General features: G+C 69.3%; 17 protein-coding genes. 5 read left to right on the top strand and 12 right to left on the bottom strand.

What is annotated here, in order from left to right:
• Nucleotides 1-99 precede the first annotated feature (99 nt).
• From FB560_RS18095 to FB560_RS18080, 4 genes are read right to left on the bottom strand one after another with little or no spacing between them, the layout of a single operon-like run.
• Entirely contained in the window at nucleotides 100-489 is a 390-nt protein-coding gene (locus tag FB560_RS18095; RefSeq protein WP_141874102.1) for a VOC family protein, read from the bottom strand.
• 56 nt (nucleotides 490-545) lie between these two features.
• On the bottom strand, nucleotides 546-1502 hold the full coding sequence (locus FB560_RS18090; RefSeq protein WP_141874101.1) for a D-alanine--D-alanine ligase family protein: 957 nt from the start codon (nucleotides 1500-1502) through the stop codon (nucleotides 546-548).
• Nucleotides 1499-2629, bottom strand: a complete 1131-nt coding sequence (gene alr / locus FB560_RS18085) for an alanine racemase (protein ID WP_141874100.1) — start codon at nucleotides 2627-2629, stop codon at nucleotides 1499-1501. The genes FB560_RS18090 and alr overlap by 4 nt, the downstream gene beginning before the upstream one ends.
• A complete protein-coding gene (locus tag FB560_RS18080) occupies nucleotides 2626-3294 on the bottom strand; it encodes a M15 family metallopeptidase (protein WP_141874099.1) in 669 nt (222 codons plus the stop codon). Before FB560_RS18080 ends, alr begins: the two co-directional genes overlap by 4 nt.
• 87 nt (nucleotides 3295-3381) lie before the next feature.
• Here FB560_RS18080 and FB560_RS18075 point away from each other — a divergent pair, with 87 nt between their 5' ends.
• Nucleotides 3382-4053: a response regulator transcription factor gene (locus tag FB560_RS18075; protein ID WP_141874098.1), complete on the top strand. Its 672-nt coding sequence runs from the start codon at nucleotides 3382-3384 to the stop codon at nucleotides 4051-4053.
• A 10-nt stretch (nucleotides 4054-4063) separates the two neighbouring features.
• On the top strand, nucleotides 4064-5140 hold the full coding sequence (locus FB560_RS18070) for a sensor histidine kinase (RefSeq protein ID WP_141874097.1): 1077 nt from the start codon (nucleotides 4064-4066) through the stop codon (nucleotides 5138-5140).
• Nucleotides 5141-5166: 26 nt separating this feature from the next.
• Here FB560_RS18070 and FB560_RS18065 read toward each other — a convergent pair whose 3' ends face one another.
• Nucleotides 5167-5820, bottom strand: coding sequence for an FMN-dependent NADH-azoreductase (locus FB560_RS18065; protein ID WP_141874096.1), 654 nt, complete (start codon nucleotides 5818-5820; stop codon nucleotides 5167-5169).
• A gap of 77 nt (nucleotides 5821-5897) precedes the next feature.
• On the opposite strand from FB560_RS18065, the gene FB560_RS18060 reads away from it, so the two are divergent.
• Both FB560_RS18060 and FB560_RS18055 read left to right on the top strand, forming a co-directional pair.
• Nucleotides 5898-6236 (top strand): winged helix-turn-helix transcriptional regulator, encoded by a 339-nt coding sequence (locus FB560_RS18060; protein ID WP_141874095.1) that lies wholly within the window; start codon nucleotides 5898-5900, stop codon nucleotides 6234-6236.
• Nucleotides 6233-6724 (top strand): hypothetical protein, encoded by a 492-nt coding sequence (locus FB560_RS18055; protein WP_141874094.1) that lies wholly within the window; start codon nucleotides 6233-6235, stop codon nucleotides 6722-6724. The genes FB560_RS18060 and FB560_RS18055 overlap by 4 nt, the downstream gene beginning before the upstream one ends.
• A 24-nt stretch (nucleotides 6725-6748) precedes the next feature.
• On the opposite strand, the gene FB560_RS18050 is transcribed toward FB560_RS18055, so the two are convergent.
• Entirely contained in the window at nucleotides 6749-8908 is a 2160-nt protein-coding gene (locus FB560_RS18050) for an alpha-galactosidase (protein ID WP_141874093.1), read from the bottom strand.
• 117 nt (nucleotides 8909-9025) lie between these two features.
• Here FB560_RS18050 and FB560_RS18045 point away from each other — a divergent pair, with 117 nt between their 5' ends.
• Nucleotides 9026-9916, top strand: coding sequence for an AraC family transcriptional regulator (locus tag FB560_RS18045; protein WP_170198208.1), 891 nt, complete (start codon nucleotides 9026-9028; stop codon nucleotides 9914-9916).
• 6 nt (nucleotides 9917-9922) lie between these two features.
• Here FB560_RS18045 and FB560_RS18040 read toward each other — a convergent pair whose 3' ends face one another.
• The 6 genes from FB560_RS18040 to FB560_RS18015 form a co-directional block, all read right to left on the bottom strand.
• On the bottom strand, nucleotides 9923-10909 hold the full coding sequence (locus FB560_RS18040; protein WP_141874091.1) for an NAD-dependent epimerase/dehydratase family protein: 987 nt from the start codon (nucleotides 10907-10909) through the stop codon (nucleotides 9923-9925).
• A 77-nt stretch (nucleotides 10910-10986) separates the two neighbouring features.
• Nucleotides 10987-12342 (bottom strand): ABC transporter substrate-binding protein, encoded by a 1356-nt coding sequence (locus tag FB560_RS18035; RefSeq protein WP_141874090.1) that lies wholly within the window; start codon nucleotides 12340-12342, stop codon nucleotides 10987-10989.
• A gap of 41 nt (nucleotides 12343-12383) precedes the next feature.
• Nucleotides 12384-13295 (bottom strand): carbohydrate ABC transporter permease, encoded by a 912-nt coding sequence (locus FB560_RS18030; protein ID WP_141874089.1) that lies wholly within the window; start codon nucleotides 13293-13295, stop codon nucleotides 12384-12386.
• Nucleotides 13296-13304: 9 nt separating this feature from the next.
• Nucleotides 13305-14249: a carbohydrate ABC transporter permease gene (locus FB560_RS18025; RefSeq protein ID WP_229672994.1), complete on the bottom strand. Its 945-nt coding sequence runs from the start codon at nucleotides 14247-14249 to the stop codon at nucleotides 13305-13307.
• Nucleotides 14250-14393: 144 nt separating this feature from the next.
• Nucleotides 14394-15323 (bottom strand): aldose 1-epimerase family protein, encoded by a 930-nt coding sequence (locus FB560_RS18020; protein WP_170198207.1) that lies wholly within the window; start codon nucleotides 15321-15323, stop codon nucleotides 14394-14396.
• Nucleotides 15324-15327: 4 nt separating this feature from the next.
• On the bottom strand, nucleotides 15328-18309 hold the full coding sequence (locus FB560_RS18015) for a DUF5107 domain-containing protein (protein ID WP_141874087.1): 2982 nt from the start codon (nucleotides 18307-18309) through the stop codon (nucleotides 15328-15330).
• Nucleotides 18310-18364 lie beyond the last annotated feature (55 nt).

Below are 18364 nucleotides of genomic sequence, written 5' to 3'. Positions count from 1 at the left end.
GCTCCATCTCACGAGCGACGACGTCACCGCGAGCTACCGGATCACCGGCACTCCGAGCGGCACCTGCGTGGTGCTGTTCGAGGAGCCGTCCGCGGAGGATCAGGCCTGCAGCACGGCCAGCACGTTGCCCGCCGGGTCGCGGAACCACGCGATGTCCGGTCCCCGCCCGTCGCCGCGGACGATGCCGCGGTCGTCGGACGGGAACTCGGCGTCGCTGTAGATCTTGGTCGTGACTCCGCGGGAGATGAGCTCGTCGACGGCAGCATCGATGTCGGGGACCGGGAAGTTCAGGATCGTGAAGCTCGCCGGTTCGTGGTTCGGCTTCGCATAGATGAGGATCGATCCGCCGTTCGGCAACCGCAGATCGAGGAACCCCATGGCATTGCGCTGGACGTCGAGCCCGAGAGCGGAACCGTAGAACTGCTCCGCCGCATCGATGTCATCGACGCTGAACCCGCTGAACGCGCCTTCTGCAGTGAACGCTGTCATGCGTCCAGCATCCGCCTTCCCTCCGCGAAAGTCGAGGCCACGTCGCGCGGCCGTGCTCACCGCGCCGCGGCGGCCCGCACCAGCCTCGCCACCAGGTCCACGTAGCTCACACCCGCGGCGGCGAACATGCGGGGCACCTGTGAGGCCGCGGTCAAACCCGGCATGGTGTTGACCTCGTTGAGCACCGGCCCGTCGTCGGTGAGAAAGAAGTCCATGCGCGCCACGCCGGCGCAGCCGAGCGCATCGAACACGGCGATGGCCGCGCGCTTCAGCGCCGCCGTCTCGGCCGCGTCCAACGACGCCGGCACCTCGAACCGCGCGCTCCCGTCGTACTTCGTCGCGGTGTCGAACAGCCCGGTCGCATGGATCTCGAGGGGCGGTGCCGCCCAGCGCACACCGCCCGCCTCCCGCAGCACCGCCACATCGATCTCGCGCCCCCGCACGACCTCCTCGACCAGGATCCGGCTGTCGAACCGCGCCGCTTCCCGCAGCGCATCGAGCAGCTGGTCCTCCTCCGTCACGAGACCCACTCCGTAGCTCGACCCCGCCGACACCGGCTTCACGACCACCGGCCCCTCGAACTCGACGTCGCCGATGTCGGCCGCCGAGACCAGCCGTCCGCGCGCCGTGCGCAGCCCCACGGCAGCGGCCACCAGCTTGGTCGCCCACTTGTCCATGCCGATGGCACCCGCGCGCAGTTCTGATCCGACCACCCGCACCCCAGCGAGCGCACACACCGCCGCCAGGGCGCCATCCTCGCCGAGCGCTCCATGCACCGCGGGGAAGACGACATCGGCCCTGCCCAGCAGCGGCACGGCCAGAGCCAGCGACTCCGCCGCCGAGACGCCGGCCGGGATGCCGTCCGCCCGCCAGATCCCTTCGCGATCGATCGTCACGGTGGAGACCGTGTGGTCGCCCATCCGCAGCGCGGCGGCGACCGCGGCCGCCGATGCCAGCGAGACCTCATGCTCGGCGTTCTGTCCGCCGCCGATGACCAGCACGTCCGTCGTCATGCGATGCTCCTCTGCACGCGGGGGCCGATTCCCGTCACGATCGTGTGCGGAATGGTCTCCGCCCACCGCGCCCAGTCCTGCACGGACGGCACAGCCCCGCCGTCGGGGCCGTACAGCGTCACCGCGGTCCCCCGCGGGAACGACACCTCGCCCGTGTCGACCACGATCTGATCCATCGACACCCTCCCGACGATCGGATGCCGCCTCCCTCCGATCTCCACTCCCGCCTCCGCGCTCAGCTGCCTCGGGATGCCGTCGGCGTAGCCCACGCCGACGACGCTGAGATGCGTCGCCCGTGTCATGACGCAGGTCCCTCCGTATCCGACCGCGGTGCCGGCCGGCACTCCCGCACTGTGCACGACGGATGCCGTGAACCGGGACGCCCCGACCAGCGCCACCGTCTCGGACGGATCGATCCCGACGAGCCCCGCGCCGATGCGCACCATCCCGAAGTGCGTGGTGGGGTCGGTCAGCGCGCCCGCCGTCGCAGCGAGGTGCACCAGGAGCGGACCGAACCCGGCTCGCAGCACGGCGTCGCGCCCCTGCCGCATCCGCAGCACGGCAGCAGCATTCGCCACCGGGTCCGCCTCATCCGCCCGCGGCAGATGCCCCATCACCCCGACGATCTCGATACGCCCTCCTGTGACCGCTCGGCGCGCGAGGCGCAGCAGCTCGGCCCAGTCCTCCACCGCGCACCCTCCGCGCGCCATTCCCGTGTCGAGATGCAGGTGCACCCGCACGGGCTGCTCGGCATCAGCCACCAGCTGTCGCAGCTCCTCCACCGAGCCCACCGCGACATCGATGCGGTGCGCGGCGGCGAGCAGGGCATCCGCCCCCGCGGGGTTCAGCCACGACAGGATCGGCACCGTGAGCCCGGCTTCGCGCAGCGCCACGGCTTCCGCGACCTCGGTCACCCCCAGCCATTCCGCTCCGGCATCGACAGCCGCCCGCGCGACGGTGACCGCGCCGTGCCCGTAGCCGTCGGCCTTCACGACCGCCATGATGATCGACGCGGTCGCGGCACGCACCAGGTGCACGTTCGCGGCGACCGCATCGGGGATCGTCTGGAGTGTCGGCACGGGCAGTGCGGACAGGGTCGCCCGTGCGGGCGTGAGCACGACGGTCATCGCTGCATCCTCGGATCTTCGGTCGGGTCGTTGTACATCTGCGGGCAGCCCTGCGCGGCCGCCTCGGGTCGCAGCTCGTAGTGCCAGGACTCATTTCCGTAGATCTGGCACAGGCCGTAGTCGGCGCCGTGCTGCGCCAGCCAGTCCAGAGTCGGGAGCGGCCCGAGGTCGACCGCGTCGCCCGAGACGTGCGCAGAGGTGGTGGAGGAGGCGACCCAGCGCGCGGCCTCGGCCTCGGAGCCGTAGTGCGAGATCGCGTCCTGCAGCATCCGGTCCTGCAGCACCGGTGAACGCCAACCGCTGTTGACGAGGAAGGTCACCCCGGAGTCGGCGGCATCCGTGGCTGCGCGCTGCAACGCCGCGAGCAGCGCCGGATCGAGCTTCGACACCGCGACCCGGTCCACGTCGAACACGGTCGGCTGGTCGCCGTCGCGGATCACTCCGTCGACCTCGCTCGGCGCGACGACGGACCCGTCGATCGCTCCGCTCGGCATCGCCTCCCCGGTCGCGGTGCCCTGTCCCGAGGGGACGGCGGCGGATGCCGCGGCGAGCGACTGCTGCACGGCGAACGCGACGATGACCGCGGCGATGAGGCCGACGACCGTGAGGACGATCCTTCGACGGCGCCGTACACGGGATGGAGGAGACACGGTGGTGCTGTTCATGTCTCCAGCCAACTCAGCGACCTGTTGCCGGGGCGTATGCGGTTCTTCATATGCTCCCGATATACGGCGGTGCGTAGGATCTGAGCCATGCGTGTGCTGATCGTCGAGGACGAGCCCTACCTCGCCGAGGCCGTCCGCGACGGGTTGCGGCTGGAGGCGATCGCCGCCGACATCGCCGGCGACGGCGACGCGGCGCTCGAGCTGCTGAGCATCAACTCCTACGACCTCGCCGTGCTCGACCGCGACATCCCGGGCCCGAACGGCGACGAGATCGCGCGGTGGATCGTGGCATCCGGCAGCGGCATCCCGATCCTCATGCTGACGGCGGCCGACCACCTCGACGACAAGGCCTCCGGGTTCGAGCTCGGCGCCGACGACTACCTCACCAAGCCGTTCGAACTGCGGGAGCTCGTGCTGCGTCTGCGGGCGCTGGACCGTCGCCGTCAGCGCGTGCGCCCGCCCGTGCTGGAGGTCGCCGGCCTGCGACTCGACCCCTTCCGGCGCGAGGTGTTCCGCGACGGCCGCTACGTCGCCCTGACCCGCAAGCAGTTCGCGGTGCTGGAGGTGCTGATCGACGCCGACGGCGGCGTGGTGAGCGCCGAACAGCTGCTGGAGCGGGCCTGGGACGAGAACGCCGACCCGTTCACGAACGCCGTGCGCATCACGGTGTCGTCGCTGCGCAAACGGCTCGGGGAGCCGTGGCTCATCCTCACCGTCCCCGGTGTCGGCTATCGGATCGGGACGGATGCCGATGCGTAGACGCCGCGGGATGAGCGCGCGCCTCAAGCTCACCCTGAGCTATGCGGGCATCGTCGTGGTGTCGGGAGGGCTGCTGCTCGCCGCCGTGGCCGCCTACCTGCTGCGGTATGTACCGGACGTGCAGATCCCCGTCACGGAGTTCTTCGTGCCGAACCGCTCCGACCTGATCCGGGCATTCCTCCCGGTCGCCGTCGTCGTGATGATCGTGCTCCTCGTGTTCGGCCTCGCCGGAGGATGGCTGCTGGCCGGCCGCATGCTCGCGCCGCTCGACCGGATCAGCCGCGCCGCGCAGCTCGCCGCCCAGGGGTCGCTGTCGCACCGCGTGGCACTCGAGGGTCCGCGCGACGAGTTCCGCGACCTGGCCGATGTGTTCGACTCGATGCTCGACCGGCTCGAAGCGCACGTGGCGGAACAGCAGCGCTTCGCAGCGAACGCCTCGCACGAACTGCGCACGCCGCTGGCGATCTCGCAGACGCTGCTGGAGGTCGCCCGCACCGATCCCGAGCGTGACATCGATGCGCTCATCGCACGCCTGCGGGAGGTCAACACCCGCGCGATCGACCTGACCGAGGCGCTGCTGCTGCTCAGCCGGGCCGATCGTCGGGCGTTCACACGGGAGATCCTCGATCTCTCGCTGCTCTCTGAAGAGGCGGTGGAACAGCTGCTGCCGCTGGCGGACCGTCGGGGCATCACGATCGACGTCGGAGGCGACCCTGCAATGGTGCGCGGATCATCGGCGCTGCTGCAGCAGCTGGCCACCAACCTCGTGCACAACGCGCTCGTGCACAACCTGTCCTTCGGCGGGCACGTGGCGATCCGCACCCACGCACTGCCGCACGCGGTCGCCCTCGTGGTCGAGAACACCGGGGAGCCGATCACGGCGCACCGGGTCGCGACCCTCGTCGAGCCCTTCCAGCGCGGCGCCGAGCGCACGCGCAGCGAGGATCATGTCGGCGTCGGACTCGGCCTCGCGATCGCTCAACGCATCACCGAGGCGCACGACGGCACGCTGGTGCTGACGCCCCGCGCCGAGGGCGGACTGATCGTGACGGTGTGGCTGCCGCATCCGTTTCCGACCGCCGGCTGAGCGCGCTCCCCGGTCCGCCGTCCGTCTCAGGCGACGTTGCCGCGGAGCGCCGCGATCTCGCGGCCGTAGGTGCGCGCGTCGCTCTCGGCGTTCTCCTTGAGCTCGCGAGCCGTGTCGGCGAAGGCATCGAGGGCAGGGTTGACGCCGACCAGGGTGAACGGACGCTGCACGACGCGCAGGTCGAGGCCCCAGACGTCCGCCAGCACGCGGCGCAGCCATCCGGTCGAGTGGTCCCAGCCGTCCTTCGGGGTACCGGGGGCGTAGTTGCCGCCGAGCACCGTGACGAGGGTCGCGGGCTTGCCCTGCAGAGCCGTGCCGGTGGGGCTGATGCGCTCGTCGGTGTAGGCCAGGTCGAACCAGGTCTTGAAGTGCTGCGAGACGCCGTAGTTGTACAGCGGCACCGCGAACAGCAGCGCATCGGCGTCGATCAGCTCGTCGGCGAACCGGGTCGCGAGGGCGCGCGCCCGGTTCTGCCCCTCGGTGCGCTGCGCCGCCTCGACGAAGCCGGAGGTCACGGCATCCGTCCACGCCGTCGCCGGCACGGGGTCCGCCGCGACGTCGCGTCGCGTCACCGTGGAGTCCGGGTGGGATGCCGACCACTCGGCTTCGACGAGGTCGGCGAGCGAGCGGCTGGCGGACGACGCGGGGAGGATGCTGGCATCCAGGCGGAACAGCGACATGGGGCTGCCTTTCGTTTTCGTAGTCACTAGGTTTTTCCTAGCGACAGCGGTTAACGTAGCACATGTAGGATGGGGTCATGGCGGACGCCGAGGCAGAGATCCATGCGTGTGACGCGGCGGTCACACTGGCCTTCAGCGTGCTCGGCAAGCGGTGGAACGGCATGATCGTCTCGTCGCTCGGCGGCGGACCGTCGACCTTCGTCGCGCTGCGCCGCGCCGTGGCCGGCATCAGCGACACCGTGCTCTCCGATCGACTCGCCGAGCTGGCCCAGGCCGGACTCGTCGCCCGCACGGTCGACGCGGGCCCCCCGGTCACGGTGTCGTACACCCTCACCGCGAGCGGACAGGGGCTGCTGCCGATCCTCGATCAGCTCGGTGCCTGGGCATCCGTGAATCTGGAGCGTCACTCCGGATGAGCGAGCTGCGGCCGCGACGCGCCTGGTGGATCCTGATCCTGATCGGCCTCCTCTCGCTCGCCGCTGCCGCCTTCCTGGCCTTCAGCCCGGGTTTCCGCCTTGCCCCGCCGACGCCGTTCGGAGAGACGATGCAGGTCGAGCTCTCCGCCGGCACGCATGCGATCTACGTCACTCCCTCGGACCGGTGGGGCGACATCGACTGCACCGGAACGATCGCCGACGGGGGAGACGTGCAGCTGCGCCCCGACATGACCATGCAGGGTCTGCTGGTGCCGGAAGCATGGGACGCGCAGGGCAGCTTCGTCACCGCCACCGCGGGGAACACCGCGCTCACGTGCGACGGCCCCGTGGAGGGCGGACGATTCACCGTCGGGCCGATCCAGTCGATCTTCGACATCGCCGGAGCCGCAGCCGTCGGCGTGCTCGCCGTCGTGCTGCTGATCCTCGGCGTCATACTGCGCCTCGTTCGCCGGCGGCCGCGCGCCTGACCGCCGCGCCGTCAGGGCCCGCGGTCAGCCCTCGAAGCGCAGGAGCACGGAGCGATCGGGGTCGAGGTTCGGCATCTCCACGCCGACGACCCTGAGCACGCGCCCCGGGAGCTCGACGCCGTCCGCGAGCCACATCGGCTGCGCGTCGCCTAGCGGTTCGGCTTCGGGGGTGACCCTCGTCACACGGTAGGTCCGGTCGTCATCGAGGCCGGGAATCGTGAGTCTCCCCAGCGGCCATGTGCGCGGGCGCTCCGTCAGCGAGAGCGCGAAGAGGGCCTCGGAGCCGTCAGCGGCGACGACCCCCTCGAGACGGGCTGCCGGTTCGGCGAGGTCGGCGTGCACGCTCACCCCGCCATGCAGCAGCGAGCGGAACCGCTTGTGCAGGGCGATCCACGACGCGACCGCCGCCCGGCTGCCCTCGTCTTCCACGAGGAGGTTGAGCTCGACCCCGAGGTTTCCCCAGATGGCCTTCTCGCCGCGATACGACAGCGGATGCTGGCGGTGCGTGGTGTGCGAGTGCTCCGCGCCGATGTGCGTCCCCTGGTACTCCGGCGGCACGAGGAGTCCGGTCCAGCGCTGGATCTCCATGCGCTCGTGCGGGTCGTTGCAGTCGCTCGGCCACACCCGCTGCGTACGCGCGAGCACTCCGAGGTCGATGCGCCCACCGCCGGACGCGCACGACTCGATCTCGAGCCCCGGATGCCGCCGGTGCAGTTCGTCCATGACCCGGTATGCGGCGAGGGTGTGCGCGCGGTATCCGGCCGTGCCCGTGGGCGTGTGGCCCGCATCGAGCAGATAGCGGTTGTGGTCCCACTTGATGTACGCGATGTCGAGCTCCGCGACCAACGCCGACACGGCCTCGAGCACGTACTGCTCGGCATCCGGATGACCGAGATCGAGCACATGCTGATGGCGAGAGGGCATTCCCGCTCCATGCCCGGCGTCGAAGAGCCACTCGGGATGTGCGCGCGCGAGGTCGGAGTCGAGATTGATCATCTCCGGCTCGAACCACAGGCCGAAGTCCATGCCCAGCTCCCGCACACGGTTCGCGAGCGGAGCGAGCCCATCGGGCCAGCGCTCCCGATCGATCGTCCAGTCTCCGAGCGATGTCGTGTCGTCTCGTCGACCGACGAACCAGCCGTCATCCACCACGAACCGCTCGGCGCCCGCCTCCGCTCCGCGCTCCGCGAGGGCGATGAGCGTCGTCGGATCGTGATCGAAGTACACCGCCTCCCAGGTGTTGAGGATGACCGGTCGCGGAGTGCCCGGATGCGCAGGGGAAGCGCGCAGATGACGGTGGAATCGCGCGGCCAGCTCATCCAGTCCGTCTCCCCACGACCCGTACTGCCAGGGGCTGACGTACTGCTCGTCGGCGTCGAGGGTGACCTCATCGGCCACGAGCACCTCCGAGGCGACGAGACGGCGCACGTCGGCCGGGGTGCGCTCTGCGCCCAGGGTCTGATTCCCGCTCCATGCGAGGTGCGTCGCCCAGACGCGGCCGGAGCGGAACCCGAATCCCCGCCGTCCCGCCAGGACGAGCATGGTGTGCTCGAGTCCCGGCTTGCCGCCCCGCGAGGTGCGCACCCACTCGCCCACGTCGAAGGCCCGACGCTGCGGGACGCGCTCCAGAGCCCAGCGTCCGGTCAGATCCATGACCTCGTCCGCCTCCGCCGGGACCGGAAGCGCGAGCTCGAGCGCTCCGACGCGCAGTCGGCCCGCACGCGCATTGCGCAGCGTCGCGCGCTGGCGCACGAGCCCGCTGGCGTGGAGCACCTCGATCTCGACCACGAGGTCGAGCCCGTACTGCTCATCGACCGCCGAGACGGTGAGCGCCTGCGCCTCGTCGCCGTCGACGCACGTGAAGGACGACACCGTGAACTTCGCCGCCCACTGGGCGCCGTCGCGATCGGCGATCAACCCCGGACGGCCCATCCACCCCTCCGGCAGCTGCGCGAGCACCGGGACCGGCTGCGGGTAGGTCACGGCGCTGTCGCCGATGCCGGGCATCGCCGTCGCGGCGAGAGAGACCAGGTCCTGGGCACGGAGCTCACCGAGATCTTCACCCCAGTGCAGGATGCGCGGCAGCCGCTCATCCGAGAGGAGCACGACCACGCTCGTCCCTCCCGCACGCAGGTGCACGACGTCTTCGGCGGCGAGCGGGCGCTGCGTTGCTGTGTGGGTCATCTTCGAGTCCTCGTTCCGCGGTCACTGCCGAGCTTCTTCGCCGACGCGGATCACCCGCGACGACTCCACGCTAGAGCGCGCCGGCCACGATGACCAAGGCGTCAACCGATGGTCGACATGGACATTTCGCTTCTCGCCGTCGATACTCGGATCGTGCTCATCCCCGACGGATTCCCTGGACAGCGCATGCTCGTCCTCCCCCGGCCCCTCGTGAACGAGGTCTTCCGCATGCCGGGGACCCCCCAGCTCATCGTGACCGACTGCGGGTACTTCCCTCGCGCCCAATCGCACGGAAAACGACGCACCACGGCGATCGATGAGGTCGTCGTGATCGTCTGCGTCGACGGGGCGGGGTGGTGCGAGACCGCAACCGGTCACTTCCCCGTCACGCGAGGCCAGGTTCTCGTCCTGCCACCAGGACACGAGCACGCGTACGGCGCCGATGAGGACGATCCGTGGACGCTGTGGTGGTTCCACGCCGCAGGCCCGGAGCTGGAGCGCTTCCTCGAGCGGGCGGGGATGACGATCGAGAACCCGGTGCGACGACCGCACGACCCGCACCGCGTCGCGACGCTGCTGACCGAGATCCTGCAGTGGGCCGAGCGCGACACCACGCTGCCGAGTCTTCTGGCCGCGTCCGGAGCCGCGTGGCACGCGCTGACCCACCTCGCCGCGAGCCGCACGGCGGCGGACGACACCGACGAGCTGATCGAGCAGAGCGTGCAGTATCTGCGCGAGCATCTCGCGGAGCCGTTGAGCGTGTCGGATCTCGCGGCATCCGTCGCGCTGAGCACCTCGCATTTCAGCTCGCTGTTCAAGCGGCACACCGGGCAGCCGGTGCTGCGATACCTGACGATGCTGCGCATGGCGCGGGCGCGCGAGCTGCTCCACATCACCAACTGGACGATCGCGAGCATCGCGGCCGAGGTCGGATTCCCCGATGCGTTCTACTTCGCGCGACAGTTCAAGAAGGTGCACGGGGTGAGCCCCCGCGCGTACCGCGGATGACGGGGTTCATCCCCCACGGTGGCGCCCGATGAGCTCGTCCATCAGGCGTTCGCGCTCGCGGTCCCTGACCTGAACCGAGGGCGTGCGGTCGTGCCATTCCACGATCTGCCTGGCGCCTTCGGCGAATCCGATTCCGGGTGCGTGCGAGGGAACCAGGGATCGCACCTTGCCGTTGTCGAAGACCGAGGAATGCGCGCGGTCTCCGAGAAGGATCTCACCCCATCCGCCGTCGCTGGCCGCGATCTCCTCCGAGGACGCCGCCACGTAGTCAGGGGAGGCGCCGATCGCGGCTGCGACCGCATCGAAGGCCTGACGCCAGCTGATCGCCGTGTCCGCGGTGATGTGGAAGCTCTCGCCGTGCGTGCGCGGATCCCCGAGGAGCCGCACGAACGTCGCGGCGAAATCCTCCGCATGCGTCAGGGTGCACAGCGGTCGCCCGCCATCCGGGAGCAGGATCGGCGAGCCTTCCCGCATCCGTTCCACCACGGACCATCCGCTGTCCATCGGGAAGAGAGTCCGGTCGTAGGTGTACGACGGCCGCACGATCGTGACCGGCGCGCCGGTGGCGCGGTATTCGCGCACCAGCAGGTCCTCACAGGCGATCTTGTCGCGCGAATAGGGGAAGTACGGATTGCGGAGGGGCGTCGACTCCCGAATCGGCAGGATCGCCGCCGGCTTCTGGTACGCCGAGGTGGAGCTGATGAAGACGTACTGGCCGGAATCCGCGAAGAGCTCGAGGGCGGTCGTGACATGCTCCGGGACGAAGGCGATGAAATCGGCGACGACGTCGAACGTGCGGCCCCCAAGAGCGCGCCGCACCGACTCGGGGTCGCGGATATCACCGCGATGCTCGATCACCCCCGGAGGCGTCCCGTGCCCGCCGCCCGTGCCGCGATGGAGGACGTGCACCTCATGACCCAGAGCGAGCGAGGCCCGGACGCAGGCGGAGGAGATGACGCCGGTCCCGCCGATGTAGAGGACGGACAGCGGCATGAGCGACTCCTATCGATGTTCTCTCTGGGCGACCGTGTGCGACGGAGCCGGGGGCACTCCGCCGCACACGGCTGCGATCACTGCTGAGCGAGGATCCGCTCGGACTCCGCCGCCATCTGATCGAAGATCTCGGCGTCGGCCGAGAAGTTCCAGAACTTCTCCCACATCGGCTTCAGCGTCGCATCGAGCTCACCACCGCGCTGGAACACCGGGGTGGTGAACGTCTGTCCGCTCTCCACCAGCTCGACGAGCGGCGCCACATCGATGCCCTTCTCGAGCATCGCCTCCTGGGTGACCTTCATCGACTCCGGGATCGACGGGAAGAAGGTCCCGTCCTCGCCCGCGAGGCTCTGGCAGTCCGGGGATCCGAGGAAGGAGACCCACTTCCAGGCCTCGTCCGGGTGCTTGGTGCCGGCCCAGATCGAGTCGCCGTTCGAGTTCGTGAGCGAGCTGCGCTTCCCGTCCTCGCCGATCACGGTCGGGGCGAACGAGATGTTCACGCCCTCGATGCTGGTCAGCGCGCCGAGGTTGGCGGTGTGGCTGCCTGCCATCGCGATCTTGCCCGAGCCGAGCCAGTCGGCGATCTCGGTCGTGAAGGCGCCGTTCTTCGGGCTGAAACCGTCCGCGCTCAGGCTGCGGATCCAGTCGAGGGAGTCCTGGAAGCCCTGGTCGTCGTACTGGAAGCGCGTCGGCCAGTTCTTCTCGTCGCCCAGCGTCCAGCCCGTCGTCGAGAGGAAGCCGCTCCAGCTGTCCTGACCGTTGTTGCCCTGAAGGCCCATCGGCATCAGACCGTAGACGGCCACGTTGTCCTTGTCGAAGCCCGGCTGGTCGCCGTGCACCCCGTTCGCGTCGACCGTGAGCTTCTTCACGATCTCGCCGAACGTGCCGCTGCCGTCGGGCGCCCACGTCATGTTCTGCATGTCGTCGGCGGTGAGACCGGCGTCCGCGACGGCGTCCTCGTTGTAGTACCAGACCTCGGTCGCCCAGTCCTTCGGCAGGCCGTAGTGCTTGCCGTCGGTGTACGTCCAGGTGTCGATCCCCACGCTGAAACGGTCGAGGTCGAAGTCGCTCGACGCGATCAGGTCGTCGAGCGCGAGCAGCTGCCCCTGCGACACGTACTCGGGGAAGTAGTTCGCGTGGTTCATGAAGGTGTCGGGCGCATCGCCCGCGACGAATCCGGCCGTGAGCTTGGTCCAGTAGTCGTTCCAGTTGTAGTACGAGACCGTGACGTCGATGTCGGGGTTCGCCTCGTTGAAGGCCGCGGCGCACTTCTCGTACGACAGCGACTGACCCTGGTCCCAGGTCCACCATTGGATCGGGACCTTTCCGCCTGCCTCATCGCCGCTGCCCGTGGAGCAGGCAGCGAGGGGCACGAGCAACGACGCCGTCGCGGTGAGCAGTGCGACCCTCTGGAAGGTCGATCGTGTAGTCATCTCTGATTCCTTCGATTGCAGTGGATGTCGGTGTTGCGGGTTCAGCGGACGCCGGAGAAGCCGATCGAGTTCACGATCCGGCGTCCGAAGATCATGAAGATGAGGAACATGGGCACCGCGGCGATCAGCGCCGCGGCCATGAGGCCGGCCCAGTCGGTCGCCGTCCCGGGCGCCGATTGCCGGAACACCGCCAGGGCGAGGGTAAGCGGTCGCACCTCATCACCGGAGGTCGACACCAGGAGCGGCCAGAAGTAGTCGTTCCAGGCACCGATGAATCCGAGGATGAGCAGAGTCACGATCGGGCCCTGGGCCATCGGCATGATGATGCGGAACATGACTCGCAGCCGCCCGGCGCCGTCGATGATCGCTGCTTCCTCGACCTCCCGGCTGATACCGAGGAAGAACTGGCGCAGGAAGAAGATGTTGAACGCCGAGAACAGGGCACCCGGCAGGATCAGCCCCGCGAAGGTGTTGACCAGTCCGAGCTGCTTGATGAACACGAAGTTCGGGAGCAGGGTCATGATCCCGGGAACCATCAGCGCGACCATCAGCACCCCGAAGACCAGATTGCGTCCTCGCCATTCCAGGCGGGAGAACGCGTAGGCGGCGAGCGCGGAGAACAGCACGACGAGCACGGTCGAGACGCCGGCGTAGATCACCGAGTTGCGCATGTAGATCCCGATGTCGAAGCCGGCGACGTTGCCGCCCTGCGCCTGCGCCTCGGCGAGGGTGGCGATGCCGAGCACGCGCCGGAAGGCCTCGACGGTGAAATCGACCGGAAGCAGCGAGCTCGGATCGGTCGCGAGCGCCTTGTTGTTCGACAGCGCCGTGCGCAGGATCCAGTAGAAGGGGAACACCGTCACGACCAGGACGATGCCGAGATAGGTCCACCCGGCCGCCCTGCCGATGCTGAAGGGGCGGTGCTTGCGGCGTTCGATGTGCGTGGTTGCCATGACGACCCCTTAGTCCGTGTCCGACTCGTTGATACGCGACAGGCGCATCTGCACGAAGGTGATGACGAGCATGATCAGGAACAGCCCGAGGGAGATCGCCGAGGCGTAACCGAAGTCGAACTGCCCGAAGGCCTTGCTGTAGATGTAGTTCTGCAGCACGTTGGTGGAGTTCTCGGGTCCGCCCTTCGTCGTCACCTGCACCAGGTCGAAGATCTGGAAGCAGTTGATGATGGTGAGGATCACGACCATCGCGAGCACCGGGCGCAGTAGCGGAATCGTGATCCGCCGGAACATCTGGAACTCGCTCGCGCCGTCCAGCCGCCCCGCCTCGTAGACCTGGACGGGGATCGCCTGGAGCCCCACGAACAGGAGGATCGTGGTGTAGCCGAGCCCTTTCCACACCGTGACAGCGGCCAGCGCCGGGATCGCCCATGCGGGGTCGGTGAAGAACTGGATGCGCGGGATGCCGACGGCCTCGAGCAGTTCGTTCGCGATGCCGAGCTGGGAGTCCATCATCCAGGTCCAGATCACACCGGCGACGATGTTCGACACGAGGAACGGGATGATGATGACGCTGCGGATCGTGGTCGAGGTGGTCAGCCGATGCAGGATCACGGCGGTCACGAGCGACAACACGATCACCCCGCCGGCGGACAGCAGCACGTAGTAGACCGTCACCCGCAGGGAGTTCCAGAACACCTCGTCGCCCATCATGCGCACGAAGTTCGCGCCGCCGATCCAGTTGGCGTCTCCGATCACACGGAAGTCGGTGAAGCTGAGGTAGATGCCGCGCAGAGTCGGGTAGACCGCGAACACGAGGAACCCGAGCAGCGCGGGAGCGATCAGCAGCCACGCCATCCTCGCGTCGCCACGGTGCGCGGCCGAGACCGACATCCGGACGCGGCCGCCTCGCGGGCTGCGCGTCGAGACGAGCGGAGCGACGTCAACGGCCATCAGGTGCCGCCTTCCGGGTGGGGCGCTCGGTTCGTTGAGCTGAGCGTTCGTCGGTGAACATTTCACAAACGTAAGGCGGCGTTTTCCGCGGCAACAGGAAGCATTTCATGGGAAACCTAGACATAACGATGATGGATGAAGGAGTCAGAGCGCGCTGAGGAGCCAGCCGGCGTCGACGCTCCGCCCGGGGTGGACGGCGAGCAGACCGGTGCCGGAGTTCAGCGCGTCGGGCGGGCAGGTCATCGGTTCGACGGCGAGCGCCGCGCGACGGATGCCGTCCACCGGCTCGTCGGAGCTGTAGAGGTGCGCCCAGTCGCAGCGCCGATCCCAGGCTATTCTCACGCCCGCTCCCTGGGCATCGCGCAGACTGATCGCCGCGATGCCGTCTGCGGACCGTCCCCACCCCGTATAGGAGTTGTTGAGCGCGGTCCGACCGATTCGACGGGGCGTGCGGAAGTCGAACTCGGGTCGTTCGTCCACCGCGACCAGCCCTTCGGGAAGCATGCGTTCCGCGGAGGTCAGCAGCACGTGCTGCGCGTCGACCTCGAGCTGCCAGCCGTCGACACCCCCGTCCTCCGCCGGGCCCGCCAGCAGGTAGGGGTGCCCTCCGATCCCGACCGGGGCCGTGCGCTCGGAGTCGTTCTCGACCGTGATCTCCTGCCGCAGCCCGCCGGACTCGAGCTGGAAGGCGGCGCGCACCCGCAGTCGCCACGGATACCCGGGACGCGGTTCGAGCGTCGCCTGCAGGGTGACGCTCTCGTCGTCACGGTCGATTACCTCGAACGACGACCACGCGACGAGTCCGTGCACGGCGGTGCGCGTATCCGGCTCATCGAGCGGCAGCCTGTGGCTCTCCCCGGCGAAGTCGTATCGACCGTCGGCGGTGCGGTTGGGCCACGGCACCAGGAGCGCTCCGCGCATCGCCGGGCGCACGCGGTCGGCGTGGAACCCGGCGATCAGCGGTCGACCACGGTGGCTCAGACTGCGGAGCGTCGCGCCCACCGTCGCGATCTCGGCGCGGTAGCCGTGTCCCTGCAGCACGCACTGCTCACCGCTCAGCGGGATGCGCGCCACCCGCTCAGCCCTCCGACTGTTCACGGGCGAAGAGCAGAAGCTCGGGCAGGCTCGTCGCGAAGTAGTCGGTGACACCCTCATCGTCCCTGGCGACCGGGGGCGTGTAGGGCGAACGCGTCTCGCCGAGCGATGCGGGCGGGTCGCTCTGCGGGAGTCCGAGCGCGTGGTGCGCCGCGTCCCACACCCCGAGCGCCTGCCCTTCGCCGCCCTCCCACGGGTGGAACGAGCGCTCGGTGAGGATGCGCAGGGCTTCGGCCGCCTCGCCCGCCTCGATCAGCAGGCTCAGATAGGAGATCGTCAGGTCGTCGCGAGTCAGGACCGTGGAGACCACCGGCCGCAGGCTCTCCAGCCTCTCGGCGGAGGAACGGCCCAACCGGACGGCGAGCTGATCCTGCTCGTATCGCAGTCGCGCATCGTCCGGAGCGAGAGCGATCGCCTCGGAGTACAGCGCCCAGGCCCGCTCATCATCGTGGCGGATGTTGTACGCCGCCAGGGCCGCGTTGCGCAGCAGCACCGTATCCTCGAGCCCCGCGGCGATCGCCCGGTCCCAGTCCTCCGCGGCGTCGCGACGGCGGCCGAGCCCGTACAGCAGCATGCCGCGCAGGTGGCGGGCGGTGGGATCGGAGGGGTCGACCCGGATCGCCGCGTCGAGCGCATCGAGAGCATCGAGCCCGGAAGGGAACGCCCACGTGAGATCTCGAGCACGTGCGCGCGCCCGAGCGTGAGCAGCCTCCTCCGCCCTCCCCGCACCCTCCAGGATGACCGCGGACAGATAGAGCGCGAGCGGCTTCCGGTTCCCGCTCGGGTCGAACGGCAGCGCGTCGACCCGAGCCAGCAGTTCGAGCGCGAGCTGGTCCTCGCCCGCCGCCCGCAGATCGAGTGCGGCGTCGAGCAGGAGACCGGGGTCCTCGCCCGACAGATCGCCGGCCAGGATGCGCAGCGTCGAGTCCAGCGGATCGACCAGCAGCGCCTCGGAGAGCAGGGCGTGAGCTTCGTCGGCACGCCCGAGACGCCGCAGCACGATCGCACGCAGGGCGACGCGGCGTGCGTCGTGCCCGGTCGCGCCGTCGATGCTCTCGATCACCCGCAGGGCAGCGCGATCGCGCCCGTGCGCCGCATGCGAACGGGCCAACGCGAACCCTGCCGCCGCGGACCAGGTGGCATCCCACCCCGCTTTACCCCAGGCCTCCTCAGCCTCGGCGCGGCGTCCGAGCCGTTCCAGGATCAGCCCGCGCAGGTAGAACGCCTCCGCATCCTGCGGGTTGGCATTGCGGCGCGTGAGGCGGGCGAGCGCCCTGTCGACCCGTGCGAGTGCCGCCGCATATCCACCGCGGCGATACTCGCGATCGGCGAGCGCGAGGTTGGTGCGCACATCGTCGGGATCGATCTCGAGCGCGGCGTCCCAGTAGGGCAGCGGCGAGCGCGTCGGATGCCGGTACTGACTGAGGTGGAGCCCCGTGAGATACAGCTCCTCGACCGAGGCGATGGCCGCGGGGGCGGGGGGCTCCTCGGCGACCCAGGGCTCCTCGTCATCCGTGTCGACCGGCTCCCAGCGCACGAGCAGGGTCCCGTCTGCAGCCCTCAGCTCGACGCCGAGCCCGGTTCCCGATGCATCCGCCTGCAGCGCGAAGGGCACGCCGGGTTCCAGGTCGGCACGGCGTGACGCCACGACCTCTCCGTCCTGCAGGATCGCGAGCGTCGCGTCGGGTCGCGGCGAGGTGACGGCGGCCACCGCGCGAGTGACCGCCCCGCGGTCGACGTGCACCGCCGCATCCGTGGTCGCCTGATGCGCGACGCCGATCGCCGGGATCGGGAACCAGTACTGGCTGAAGGTCTTCGTCTCCCCCGGCAGCAGCCAGCTGAAGTCGGGCTGGTTGTCGGTGTACACGCCGGCCATCAGCTCCACATAGGGCCCGTCGGCGTCGGTGAGCTGGGCGTCCCAGGCGCGACCGAAGGGGGCATCGCCCCAGGTCCACTGCTTCTTGCCGGGGGAGATCCGGCGCTCGGCCCAGTGCACGAATCCGGCGCCGGCGTCATGGTCGTAGCCGCCGAAGTAGTCCTGGGCCGAGTCCACGATCATGTAGGAGGTGGGCACGGGGATGTTGCGATACCAGTCGATGCGGTCGGCACCAGGACGCTCCGCAGCCAGGGCGGGGTAGTCGACGCCGTAGTAGGGACGATCCGCCTCGGGGAACGCCGTGAGGGCACGCCGTGCGTGGTCGGCGACGTAGCGCACATCCTCCGGGAAGAACGACTGATAGCCGTCGTGCACGAAGGCGGCGACGTTCGCCCACCAGAGGAACGTCTGCCGCTCCATCGTGCGGTTGTGCAGACGCACCCTCAGTTCCACGACCGAGCTGTCGCGACGCAGACGGATGCCGTGCTGCGCCGACATGCGCGCGAAGGGGTCATGATCGTGGCACCACACCGTGACCGATCCGTCATCCTCGTGCTCGATGCTGGTCTCGACGGGGAGATAGGTGGCCGGGCGATGGTGCTGCGGCCAGTTGAACTCGACGCCGCCGCTGATCCACGGGCCGCCCAGCCCGACCAGCGCAGGCTTGATGACGTTGTTGCGGTAGAAGAAGTCGTAGCCGGTGGTCTTGTCGAAGCCGATGTGGATGCGTCCGCCGAGCTCCGGCAGGATCACCAGACGTACGTAGCGGTTCTCGAGATGGATGGCCTGCCAGTCGCGCGGCTCTCCGTCCTCGGCGACCTGCTCGGTGAACGGAAGCGGATAGATCTTCCCGCTCGAGCCCTGGTAGACGCGCTGGTCGAGATACATCGGGTAGCGACTGGGCTCCCCGGCGGCATACGTGAGGATGCGGAGCGGCTCCCTCCAGGCGATGGTCTCCCCGGCCTCGAGACGTGACGCCAGCTCGCGCGGCGCTTCCGGAAGAGTGATCCGCCCCGGGGCGCCCGCCGCACCTCCCTCGGTCGAATCCATCAGGGCGTTCGCCGGGGATGCGGGAGAAGAGGGTGCCATGGCGGAACGTCCTTGTCTGGATCGGCAGCGCCGGGCGGGAATCGCCCGGGCGGTC

The organism is Microbacterium saperdae (genome assembly GCF_006716345.1).
In the GTDB taxonomy this organism is placed as follows: domain Bacteria; phylum Actinomycetota; class Actinomycetes; order Actinomycetales; family Microbacteriaceae; genus Microbacterium; species Microbacterium saperdae.
This window is presented reverse-complemented; position numbering and strand designations above follow the sequence as displayed.

Bases quoted from the DNA above. Each gene is read 5' to 3' on its own strand.
- FB560_RS18060 (WP_141874095.1), top strand. From the start codon at position 5,898: ATGGCGGACGCCGAGGCAGAGATCCATGCGTGTGACGCGGCGGTCACA.
- FB560_RS18025 (WP_229672994.1), bottom strand. From the start codon at position 14,249: ATGGCCGTTGACGTCGCTCCGCTCGTCTCGACGCGCAGCCCGCGAGGC.
- FB560_RS18055 (WP_141874094.1), top strand. From the start codon at position 6,233: ATGAGCGAGCTGCGGCCGCGACGCGCCTGGTGGATCCTGATCCTGATC.
- alr (WP_141874100.1), bottom strand. From the start codon at position 2,629: ATGACCGTCGTGCTCACGCCCGCACGGGCGACCCTGTCCGCACTGCCC.
- FB560_RS18030 (WP_141874089.1), bottom strand. From the start codon at position 13,295: ATGGCAACCACGCACATCGAACGCCGCAAGCACCGCCCCTTCAGCATC.
- FB560_RS18080 (WP_141874099.1), bottom strand. From the start codon at position 3,294: ATGAACAGCACCACCGTGTCTCCTCCATCCCGTGTACGGCGCCGTCGA.
- FB560_RS18015 (WP_141874087.1), bottom strand. From the start codon at position 18,309: ATGGCACCCTCTTCTCCCGCATCCCCGGCGAACGCCCTGATGGATTCG.
- FB560_RS18070 (WP_141874097.1), top strand. From the start codon at position 4,064: ATGAGCGCGCGCCTCAAGCTCACCCTGAGCTATGCGGGCATCGTCGTG.
- FB560_RS18035 (WP_141874090.1), bottom strand. From the start codon at position 12,342: ATGACTACACGATCGACCTTCCAGAGGGTCGCACTGCTCACCGCGACG.
- FB560_RS18065 (WP_141874096.1), bottom strand. From the start codon at position 5,820: ATGTCGCTGTTCCGCCTGGATGCCAGCATCCTCCCCGCGTCGTCCGCC.
- FB560_RS18050 (WP_141874093.1), bottom strand. From the start codon at position 8,908: ATGACCCACACAGCAACGCAGCGCCCGCTCGCCGCCGAAGACGTCGTG.
- FB560_RS18090 (WP_141874101.1), bottom strand. From the start codon at position 1,502: ATGACGACGGACGTGCTGGTCATCGGCGGCGGACAGAACGCCGAGCAT.
- FB560_RS18075 (WP_141874098.1), top strand. From the start codon at position 3,382: ATGCGTGTGCTGATCGTCGAGGACGAGCCCTACCTCGCCGAGGCCGTC.
- FB560_RS18040 (WP_141874091.1), bottom strand. From the start codon at position 10,909: ATGCCGCTGTCCGTCCTCTACATCGGCGGGACCGGCGTCATCTCCTCC.
- FB560_RS18095 (WP_141874102.1), bottom strand. From the start codon at position 489: ATGACAGCGTTCACTGCAGAAGGCGCGTTCAGCGGGTTCAGCGTCGAT.
- FB560_RS18045 (WP_170198208.1), top strand. From the start codon at position 9,026: ATGGACATTTCGCTTCTCGCCGTCGATACTCGGATCGTGCTCATCCCC.